At 46.8% G+C, this 10,514-nt stretch carries 9 protein-coding genes; 5 read left to right on the top strand and 4 right to left on the bottom strand.

Annotation, left to right across the window (positions count from 1 at the left end):
• On the top strand, window positions 1-670 hold a 670-nt coding region (locus KDK15_RS19965; RefSeq protein ID WP_257297153.1), incomplete at its 5' end, for a hypothetical protein.
• 122 nt (window positions 671-792) lie between these two features.
• Here the strand turns inward: KDK15_RS19965 and KDK15_RS19960 are convergent.
• A complete protein-coding gene (locus KDK15_RS19960; protein WP_257297152.1) occupies window positions 793-1,680 on the bottom strand; it encodes a J domain-containing protein in 888 nt (295 codons plus the stop codon).
• 582 nt (window positions 1,681-2,262) lie between these two features.
• On the opposite strand from KDK15_RS19960, the gene KDK15_RS19955 reads away from it, so the two are divergent.
• A complete protein-coding gene (locus KDK15_RS19955; protein ID WP_257297151.1) occupies window positions 2,263-2,877 on the top strand; it encodes a hypothetical protein in 615 nt (204 codons plus the stop codon).
• Between the two features lie 92 nt (window positions 2,878-2,969).
• On the opposite strand, the gene KDK15_RS19950 is transcribed toward KDK15_RS19955, so the two are convergent.
• On the bottom strand, window positions 2,970-4,937 hold the full coding sequence (locus KDK15_RS19950; RefSeq protein ID WP_257297150.1) for a DNA topoisomerase III: 1,968 nt from the start codon (window positions 4,935-4,937) through the stop codon (window positions 2,970-2,972).
• A gap of 85 nt (window positions 4,938-5,022) precedes the next feature.
• The gene (locus tag KDK15_RS19945; RefSeq protein WP_257297149.1) at window positions 5,023-6,210 is read right to left on the bottom strand and encodes an SPFH domain-containing protein; all 1,188 of its coding nucleotides are present in this window, start codon (window positions 6,208-6,210) and stop codon (window positions 5,023-5,025) included.
• A gap of 169 nt (window positions 6,211-6,379) precedes the next feature.
• On the opposite strand from KDK15_RS19945, the gene KDK15_RS19940 reads away from it, so the two are divergent.
• On the top strand, window positions 6,380-6,823 hold the full coding sequence (locus KDK15_RS19940; RefSeq protein ID WP_257297148.1) for a hypothetical protein: 444 nt from the start codon (window positions 6,380-6,382) through the stop codon (window positions 6,821-6,823).
• Window positions 6,824-7,049: 226 nt separating this feature from the next.
• A complete protein-coding gene (gene dgt / locus KDK15_RS19935) occupies window positions 7,050-8,519 on the top strand; it encodes a dGTPase (RefSeq protein ID WP_257297147.1) in 1,470 nt (489 codons plus the stop codon).
• Here the strand turns inward: dgt and KDK15_RS19930 are convergent.
• Window positions 8,488-9,360: a patatin-like phospholipase family protein gene (locus KDK15_RS19930; protein WP_257297154.1), complete on the bottom strand. Its 873-nt coding sequence runs from the start codon at window positions 9,358-9,360 to the stop codon at window positions 8,488-8,490. The two genes, dgt and KDK15_RS19930, sit on opposite strands and share 32 nt — an antisense overlap.
• Before the next feature lie 138 nt (window positions 9,361-9,498).
• On the opposite strand from KDK15_RS19930, the gene KDK15_RS19925 reads away from it, so the two are divergent.
• Complete coding sequence (locus KDK15_RS19925; RefSeq protein ID WP_257297146.1) at window positions 9,499-10,359, top strand: aldo/keto reductase; 861 nt, start codon at window positions 9,499-9,501, stop codon at window positions 10,357-10,359.
• The last annotated feature ends 155 nt before the right edge of the window (window positions 10,360-10,514 follow it).

Below are 10,514 nucleotides of genomic sequence, written 5' to 3'. Positions count from 1 at the left end.
ACTGAACACCGGCAGAGATTCTGAAATCCCCAAAAACATCATCATCTGGCCAATCTCGGGATGCCAGGCGATTAAACTGCCAAACGCCTACAATATTTATCTTAAAGACGGTGATTTGGGGATGAAAGCAATGGAACTTCAGATCAGTGTTGACGCCAGAGTAGCCCATGGAAATGCCGCACAATTGGCCATTCACGTTCCTGGCGTTGAGAGGCCGGTAAGGTGTTTGTCGTTTGCTGACGAAACCAGATTACTGAACGATACGCTGGAATACCTCGCTGATAACCTTGACCCGCTGACAGAGCAATTGCAAAAAGGGACGATATATAACTTACCTCGAACCCTGCTTTTTAACACTCCCCAAAACACCAATGAGCGTATTTATGGCTTGCTTATGCGCTCCCTGCTTACCCTGAATAAAGCCAGACAGTTTATCGCTCTGCACTCTGAAGGAAAACCTGACTGCCAGACCAGCCAGCTGCAAAAAGAACAACAGCGCCTTCATACACTTACTGTGAATCTTCAAATGAAATTGAATAGCCATGTTTGCCGTCATGATTTTAAGCACAGGGTTAACGACTGGCTATCATCAACTCAGCAGGTGAATGATCGCCAGATCAAGAGGAAGGAATTTGTCAGGGCACTGCTTGCGATGATGCATCCTGCATAAGACCCGGTTCATTGAATTTCAGGGACTATTGCATTGATGATACCCAAAAACTGCCCCTTATCTGTTGTCGATACTAATCCTTATCCAATGATTAAGTAGTCAGAAAATATGATTTCATTTGGCTAACTACTTATAGGTTTTGAGTTGATAATCTTGCTGACCATGGACAAGTCAGTTCTATCGTCTGTTAACAGTTCTTGAGCTGCTTTAAGTGTCTTGAATGCTTCTGAATCAGTGGCTCCTTTGTCAGGGTGACATTTGAGTGCTGATTTTCGAAAGGCGTGATTGACGATTTCTTTCGTCAGTGTCTTGTTTTCATCCAGACCCAGCAGGTTGACCGCATCAATAAATTTTTGCTGACGAGGTAGATGCCAGTCTTTAGAAGCTAAAACATGTTCCAACAGGTCTCTCCCATCCTTGATTATGGGCTCAAATAATGCTTCTTCAACCTCTGAGTGAGCTTGATCTTTTGTGGGAGTGATCCTTCTGGTCTTCAATAAGACTTCTTCAAACTTTTTAAAACCCTGTTTTTCAGAAAAGCCATAATATTTTTTCAGCATTTTTATAAACTCTTCAATCTGTCCAATGTCTATTTCTTTTTCCGGGAAGTTTTTGGACACGCTCTTGTGCACTTTATTTAACTTCAGATAAAAGTGTACAGACTCACTAAACCCTCTATGTGCTTTTCTGGAGTTTCCATGTTTTTTGTGAATGTTAAAAATCAGATGGTTTACCTCTTTAAGGTTATAACCATGGCCTTTCAATCGCAAAGCCTGATATAGAGTGAAAAGTTTATGGGGCAATTTTTCAGTAAAACGCTGAGCAAGACTTACTTTGGCAATATCCGGGTTTTCAGTTTTCAGCTGCGTAGTCTGAGTTGAGTTGGTATCGGCATTTACGCCCCTGTTGCCCCAACTTGCTGTTTCCCGGCTGTCAGTTAATGCTATCTGCTTGTCTTCCGTTGGCTTACTTGCTGTTGGTTTGGAGCCTAAGGGACCTAATGATGGCAAAATACATTCTCCATTATCTTTTAATTTTATCTAAGGGGGTTTGAATCGTTCAGTTTCCGGGGGAGTTAGCTTCTCAGCTCAAGTCACAGTCAGTTACACACTGCTCTGCCCAAAGCGATTTCACTAGTTTTCGACAGCGCTAAAGCTTTCTTTAAACAGAAGGTGAAGAGGCAAACTAGCTGATGATAATGGCCTGGTACACCACTCTGGAGGCAAACCCGGAACACCTGACTGCCGGACTGACCAGCTTCAAAGAGAACAACAGCGCCTTCATGCACTTACTGTAAATCTTCAAGCAAAATTGCATAGCCATTTTTGCAGTCATGATTTTGAGCACAGGGTTAACGGCTGGCTATCAACAACTCAGCACGTTAATGGCTGCCAGATTGCCAGATCAAGAGGAAGGAATTTATCACCGCACTGCTTGCGATGATGCATCCTGAATAAGATCGAATAGACTCAGTTCGATGAACTTTTTGAAAAAATAGCAATCAAAAGAGAAAGGCCATAGTGGCAGGTATATCTCTTACCACACCACCTCCATTCACAACTTACCCTCCCGACAAACAAAGGACTAAACCAATGAACTTTCGCACATTGTTAATTTCCTTACTGTTTTCTACTTCAGCCATAGCTTTCGAAAGTAATGACTATAACTACACATTTATTAATACCGGCTTTGGTTACAATAATCAGAACCAAGGTGCTCAGAACTTTGAGGGAACTACCTGGTTTGTCAATGGTGCCTATAAAATTCCTTCTATACCCGTCATCCTGAACGCAGGATACGCCTATGGCCGTATTGATAAAGATGATGTTGCCAGTAATGTCGAGATTGATGGCAGCTCTTACTTTGCTGGAGCCAGCCTGTTATTGAAGCCAACGGACAGATTCCATATCATTCCATCGGTCACCAGTGGCCGACTCAGAAATGGCCTCTTTGTCGATGCGGATGAAGTAAAGGATAAAGTCACAGCCTACACAGCATCGGTCAGTGCCCGTTATCATCTGGAGCAGGGCCTCTGGCTGAATTCCGGCTATATTCAGCAATACTATGACCGGGATGAAGATGACAATACCGGCTTCTTCACTGCCGGAGCAGAATATCAAGTTGATAATGAGTGGGGATTTGGCCTGAATTATCGCGGCAATTCTGACCAATACACCACCCAGCTTTTTGTAAAACTGTTCTTCTGAGTATTACGCCTGACCACAGAGACACAGACTCGTTTCCCACGGAGGAGCGTGGGGACGAGAGGCCTGTGTATGTATATCAGAACTTGGCCGCACTAAGCCGGGCTCCGTTTTTTTCGGCGACTTCCACTGCTCTTTCCTCTGCCTTTTCTTTTAAACGGCGGTTTCGAAGGGGCAGGCAATCCGGCAACCGAAGGCAAACCATCGTTCATGGTTTGCATCAATAACGCCCTCAGCTCCTGATCAAGCCCGCCCATAAACGCCCCATAGCTGCCTTTTCGCTCAACAATATCATTCAGAGAGGCTTCCCAGCGTGCGGTCATGTCAGGCGTGGTTACTCTTTCCGGTAATGCATTGATCAGAGCTCTGCCGGTGGCTGTTGCATGAATACTACGGCCTTTGCGCTCCAGGAACTGGCGCTTGAACAAGAGCTCAATAATACTGGCCCGGGTTGCCTCTGTTCCCAGGCCATCGGTTTCACGGAGAATCTTGCGAATATCTTTATCCTGAACAAATCGGGCGATGCCCGTCATGGCCGAAAGGAGTGTTGCATCATTAAATGCTTTGGGGGGCTGTGTCATTTTTTCCTTAAGCTCGGCTTCAGGACAATCAAGCACATCACCTTTGGCCAACTCGGGTAAAAAAGCACTCTCTTCATTATTGTCACCATTCTCATCACCGACGGAACGCTGATGACTTTTACCCGAATTCATCAGAACCTTCCACCCTTCCTCGACAGTCTGGCGGCTCCTGGCTCGAAAAAGGCCTTTTTCTATGTCGATATCGACGACTCTTTTTCTGAACGTATGATCAGGATAAAACTGCGCAACATACTGTCTGGCAATTAATCCATACAGTTTGCGATCCAATTCAGATAATCGTTCAAGATCCGTTCTCAGGGATGTAGGAATAATCCCGTGATGTGCCCCAACTTTTTTATCATTCCAGGCACTGGTTTTCCTTTCTGGCAATGCCTGATCTACCGCCTTCCCCAGTGAAGTTACATTGTGGCGGATAGTTGCCAACACTTCAGGTGCCTGGGAGAAGTGCTCTTCGGGCAGATAGCGGCAATCTGAACGGGGGTAAGTAATCAGTTTTTGCTCATAAAGACGCTGACAACTATCAAGCACCGTCTTGGCATCCATACGCAGCTGTCTGGCAGCATCTATCTGCAGTGCCGACAACGAGTAGGGTAATGGTGGGGGTTCTTTGCCACGCTTATCTTCAACACGTTGTACTGTCCCCTGCTGACCGGTAATACGGTCCACCACATTTTGCGCCAGACGCCGATCCAGCACTCGCCCTTCCTCATCCATCCAGTTCTGGCAGGCTTCGCTGGGAATCCATTTGGCTTTGAAGGTTTCCTCTTTTGCCGTTAACAAGGTGGCAAAAACCTCAAAGTAAGGCTTAGGCTGAAAGTGCTCAATTTCTGCATCACGTCGGGCGACAAGGCCCAAAATCGGCGTCTGCACCCGGCCGATGGAGAGCAGACCATTAAAGCCGACCTTCCGGCCAAGCAATGTGCAGGCGCGGGTCAGATTAATACCGTAAAGCCAGTCTGCCCGGGAACGAGCCAGGGCGGAAACGGCCAGCGGTACAAACTCCTGATTGGATCGCATCCGCCCAAGCGCCTGGGAAACGGCAGAAGGATTCAGATCACTGATTAATAAACGACGAACATCTTTTTTACGCTGGGCAGAGAGCTTAAGATAGTCCAGCACTTCATCCACCAACAACTGGCCTTCACGATCAGGGTCACCGGCATTGACAATAATATCAGCCCGTTTGAGCAGCTTATTGATGACTGATAACTGCGCCCGCCCTCCCTTTCTGGGCCTCAGCTTCCATTGCATGGGAACAATAGGCAGGTGTTCAAGCTTCCATGTTTTGTAGACCGGATCATAGGCATCCGGCTCCTCCTGTTCAAGCAGATGACCTATGCACCAGGTCACCACATCTCCTGAAGCAGACTCAATATAGCCTTCCTGTTTTTTCAGGGGCTTTTTTAAAACATCCGCAATGGCTCGCCCCAGGCTGGGCTTTTCGGCGATAAATAACCGCATTCAAAAACAATCCGGTTGATAATGACTGAAATACTGTTTTTTTATACAGCATAATTCATCGTTTGGCGAGCATTCATCGATTTTCTTACCAGCCCAGGTAGAGTCGGCTATTGTTGTTTTTCCAGAGACGTTTCGAGTCTTGCATCTGCTGATAAAGCTTTTCCTTACTCCTTTCCTGATCTGGCACCTTATCAATCAGTCCTGACAGTAGATTCCGGTTATTCTCTGTTACAGCATCAGAACTGTGTACCGGCTCGGTATTGACGATTACCTCCGCCACAGGTTCTGAACTGGATACCCAGCTGCGTTCTGAAAGCCCGCCATCTTCACCAACAGAGTCCTGACCATCAATAAATGGATCCACAGCCCACTGAATTGAAAGATCTTCCTGAGGTGCCTCATAACCTCTCTGCCCGTTATCACCTGTGTTTACTTCCTCTGTGGGGCTGAGCCCGCCGGTAACCTCCTCCTCAGCAACTGAAGCAGTGGGTTCCGGAACTATTGCTGAATCCCCTTCCGAAATGACTGAATCCTCTTCCGAAATAGGTTCCTGATAAGGTTCATCAGGCTGCCCAACAGAGCCACAGAGGCGATGGATGGCTTCTTGCTCATTTTCCAGTGTGTAGAAAATCTCATAAGGCTGTTCGCAAGTTATTGGGGTTTGGGGCTTGTGCTCTGGATTATGGCCAACATGATTTTCAATAATGACATCCGGCACCCGGGGGTATTCAATGTCAAGATGACAAATTGATATTCCGATGCCTTTATCCCTCTGCCCCTCAGCCAGATAATTACCCAGAGACGCCTTAAACATTGCAAATTCCTCAAAGTAAACCGCTTCAGCGGTCATCGTCCTGCATAAATGAACAACCCCCAGTTTCACAGGATTTTTTATAACGGGTTTGACAAAATCAAGTCCATGGCCTTTAACCAGACCCAATACATGTTGTTCATGTACCTGATAACGAACGGTGATTTGGGGAAAGGAGATTATTATTCCATCGGCGGTAATACAGGGAATGTCAGTAACAGCCACCTTCTCAGGCATAATGCTGACAACAAACCCTTCATCGGAAGGCCAGGTTGGGTAAACACCTGCAGGATAAACATCATCATAAAATTGGTTCCCATTCTTGAAGACACCCACGCTTCCCTCTGGAACTTTGTAGAGAAAAGGAATATAAGAATAGAAATCAGAGGCTCCAGTTTTTCCACCGGAAAAAGGCAAAAAAAGAAGAAGCACAAATAACATTATCATTAGTTTCTTTTCCACAACTTAACTCCATACTTTAATAAAAGATTTATCAAGCTCAGTAGTTATAGCAAAACAAAGTAGCAGCGAATCATCTGGAAAAACTAAAGAGGCCTGCACGTCATTTGATGTTAATAAAGGCATCAATGTTGTAAACAATCCTTCAAAATATACCTCCGGTTCGTCACCTTTGGAGCAGGCTAAGGGGGCTTCATCGGAAGTTCCAATTACTGACAGAATAACGGCTGGAGTCTCTACTTCATGTGATAAAGCAATCAAAAATGATACTGAAGCTGAATTAGCTGCAGAATTAGAAACCGTCTCACTTTCTCCTGAAGAAGAAAAAATTCAACAAAAACCAGTTCCTGATGAGATAATATATTTTATCGCTGGGGAATTTAATAAAGAACTTGACACTCCACCAAGGGGGACTATATATCCAACTTTACAGAAAAAAATACCAGGCTTTGACAAACTCGATAATAAAGCTCAAAACCGATTAATAGAAAACGCAAGTGAAAAAATACGTGCCATTAATGCTGTTTTGAAATTACCTGAGCCTGAAATAATTGAACTTACGGCCAGCCAGAATTCAGTTAGACACCGGCGGCCTCATTCACAGCCCTTGTCTTGAGGTTAATTGATCATTGGTTTGATTGGGTGTGAATTAACTCCCCCCCTTCAAAGCCATGACTTTTTGCTGCCCACAGCAAGGAAGGCCGATGGCAGAGCTTACGTATCAGTTAATACGGTAAAAAAATGGACTTATTTATGATCAACGTGGCACATCATGCTACTCACCGATCAGCCGAAAGATATGGTAATCTGAAAACACGTCCAAACTCCCGGTTACCAAGCCTATGGCATCTCTGGATTACCTCAAGAAATTGACCTGCGATCGCCCTGAGCCGGGAACCCACGCCCGGCCAGGTGATCTGATTACCGAGACCGAGAGTAACCGGGGTCGTATTATTCAGTCAGCTGCCTTGCGAAGACTTCAGCAGAAAACCCAGGTCTACCCGCTGGAAACCAATGCAGCCGTCCGTAGTCGCCTTACCCACTCACTGGAAGTTCAGCAAACCGGCCGCTACCTGGCCAAAACCATTCTGGATCAGCTAAAACAAAATGGGGAACTGGCAAAGCTCGGTCTGGAAGGTATCGAAACGGCCTTTACCAATCTGGTAGAAATGTCCTGCCTGTTGCACGACGTGGGTAACCCACCTTTTGGCCATTTTGGTGAAGCGGCGTTTAGCCGTTGGATTCAGGATCATGGCGAAGCCTGCCATCACAAGGCAATGGCAAGACAATCCGCCGTCAATGGCCAAACCGGTCACTCAGAACTTTTCTACCATGTACTGTTACCGGATTTGTTGGTCTTTGAAGGCAACGCCCAGGGGCTGCGCATCATTCACAGCCTGCAGGCACTCAACCTGACCTGGTCGCAGCTGGCCGCCACCATCAAGTACACCCGGGCACCTTACCAGAACAAGTCAACCGGATTTGCTTACCGTCAGAGAAAGCCCGGCTTCTACTACTCAGAACACCGCCTTATCCAGGACATCTGGAAACATCTTGAGATACAGGAGAACTGCCGCTTTCCACTGGTCTACATCATGGAGGCAGCAGACGATATTTCTTACTGCATTGCCGATCTGGAAGATGCTGTTGATAAGGGCATTCTGTCATTCAGGGGCCTGAGCTTCTGGCTGAAAGAAGTGTGGAAAGAGTTCACCGGCGAAAAGAGCCGATACCTGCCGGATATCATTAAAACCGCAGAAAATGTTGCCAAAGATAACCCACAGAACTTTATTCGCCATTTACGCTCACAGCTGTTCCGGGACCTGGTCAGCTATGCTGCCAACCGATACCTGCAGAAGCATACCGAAGTTTTTCATGGTACCTTGGATGAGCCATTAATTGATGGCGGCTCAGACCAGCATCTGGCGCTGAAAACACTGAAAACCGTCGCCATACGACATGTGTTCAGTAGTCAGGAGAAAGAAACACCGGAACTTCGGGGGTATGCGGCCCTGATTGGCTTACTCGACATCTATCGCCCAATTCTGGAACTCCCCGGAACCGCATTCTCAAACCTCGATAATCTGGATGATGGCGAACACTTTATTGAGCATCGACTCAATCACCGCCTGTCCCGGAAGTATAAAGCAGCCTATTTGCGGGCAGTGCATCAAATGCGTCAGGAACAGCATTCTCCCGCTGAACAGAACGATCTTGAATGGTATTTCCGGACGAGACTGATTCTGGACTATATGGGAGGCATGACTGACCACTTCGTACTTACTGAGTATCAGAGCCTATCGGCAATTTAAACCAGGATAAACGCTTTGGCGTTGCTCCTTTCATGGTCTTCAGCCATTGGGCACCGTCGCTCTCGAAGTATTTTCTGCTGGAATGATAACCCAGGTCATAGATAGACCTTAGCTGATCCGGCTTCACCATAAAAGCGCTGCAGTCCTCGATACCTTCCGGCGCCAATGACACCTCCGGCAAGTTGATATTGGAAAACTGCCGGGCAGAGCTGTAGATCTGAAATACCCTATCCAGTACATCAAAGGTGTTGGCGAAATGCTCACAGGGCTTGGACATAACCGGGGCAAGATACATCCCGATATGATGGCGACACTGGTCATGAATCAGGTCTGAAGGATAGTTATTAATAATCCCGCCATCCGCATAGACGGTCCCCTGCCATTTAACCGGGGTGAACATGCCCGGATAAGCGGACGATGCCGTTAAAGCATTAATCAATGGGCCACTGTTGAATACCGTCTGCTGCGCTTTGTTCAAATCAGTAGCAACCACATACAGAGGTTTTTTCAATGATTCGAAGCTATCTTCCGGGAAATAAGCCTGAAAATTTTTCGCAATCTTCGCTGAATCAATCAATCCGAGCGCATTAAACGACAGGTTTCGAAAACTGAACATTCGGGTCGAGACAAAGAAGTCCAGAATCTCTTCCGGTGCATATCCGGCACTGTGCAGAGCACCTACCATCGCCCCCCCGCTGGCACCGGAAATAATATCCGGCTCAATTCCATGCTCTTTCAGGTAATGCAGCAACCCAATCTGAGCCATGCATTTTGCCCCGCCACCGGACAGGGTGAGGCCTAACTTATACGGTTTGCTTTTAAAAAGCCCTGTAGTAAACATGCTCATTGATTGAAAGCACTACCTCTGGAAAGCAACGTTTCTTGATTATGTCATGAGCCCGGCTCTGGGCTAAAGTAAATCTCAACTGAATCCAGACAAGTCATAATATCGCCCATAATTTCAAAGGGAGGCAAGGAGATGACCGAACAACCTGAAACCAATCCGTTTACTCTGCACGATACCCGTGTTCCCCGATTTATCTATGGCACCGCCTGGAAAGAGCAAGCTACCTCTGAGCTGACACTGAAAGCCCTGAATAACGGTTTTACAGCAATAGACACCGCCAACCAGCGCAAACATTATTTTGAACAAGGGGTTGGGGAAGCGTTGCAGAACTTCTACCAAACCGGTGGCAAGCGCCGTGAAGACCTCTTCCTGCAGACAAAATTCACCTACGCTGAAGGACAAGACAACCGATTGCCCTACAATCCAGAAGCCGATACCAAAACTCAGGTTGAGCAGTCCTTCCTCTCATCATTGGAGCACTTAAACACGGATTATCTTGATGCTTATCTGCTGCATGGTCCATCTCAGTCTCACGGACTCAGTGACCGGGACTTTGCCGTCTGGGAAGCAATGGAAGGCTTCTACCGGTCCGGCCACATCAAACTTCTGGGTGTCAGCAATGTCAATCACGACCAGCTGGAGTATCTAAGCCACCATGCAGCAATCAAACCCATGCTGGTGCAAAACCGCTGCTTTGCCAGAACCGGATGGGACGCGAATATACGTGAGCTATGCCATCGGCATGACATTCTTTACCAGGGGTTCTCGTTACTGACGGCCAACACCCAACTGTTCGAACAGCCTGAATTTCAGGCCATTTTGGCCAGAACCGGATTAACCGGGCCACAGGTCATTTTTCAGGCAGCATTAAAAATGGGGATGATCGTCTTAACAGGAACCGGTGATGCAGCACACATGCAACAAGACCTGAATTGTCTGCAGACGCCACTGACGGATGATGAAGTGACTTTAATAGAGCAATTGATGGCTTAAAATTTAAGCGACACCGCTGAAAAAGGCCTGTGCATGGCCAGCATACACTACATCCATAACATAAAAAAAAGCCAGCATGATGCTGGCTAATAAAAAAAATCTGGTCGGGGTAGAGAGATTCGAACTCCCGACATCCTGCTCCCAAAGCAGGCGCG

This window comes from Endozoicomonas sp. YOMI1 (genome assembly GCF_024606345.1).
Classification (GTDB): Bacteria; Pseudomonadota; Gammaproteobacteria; order Pseudomonadales; family Endozoicomonadaceae; genus Endozoicomonas.
Note: the sequence above shows the minus strand (reverse complement) of the source record. Positions and strands in the feature narration are given on the sequence as shown.

Excerpts from the sequence above, each read along its gene's own strand:
- KDK15_RS19925 (WP_257297146.1), top strand. The coding sequence starts at position 9,499 with ATGACCGAACAACCTGAAACCAATCCGTTTACTCTGCACGATACCCGT.
- KDK15_RS19950 (WP_257297150.1), bottom strand. The coding sequence starts at position 4,937 with ATGCGGTTATTTATCGCCGAAAAGCCCAGCCTGGGGCGAGCCATTGCG.
- dgt (WP_257297147.1), top strand. The coding sequence starts at position 7,050 with ATGGCATCTCTGGATTACCTCAAGAAATTGACCTGCGATCGCCCTGAG.
- KDK15_RS19955 (WP_257297151.1), top strand. The coding sequence starts at position 2,263 with ATGAACTTTCGCACATTGTTAATTTCCTTACTGTTTTCTACTTCAGCC.
- KDK15_RS19930 (WP_257297154.1), bottom strand. The coding sequence starts at position 9,360 with ATGTTTACTACAGGGCTTTTTAAAAGCAAACCGTATAAGTTAGGCCTC.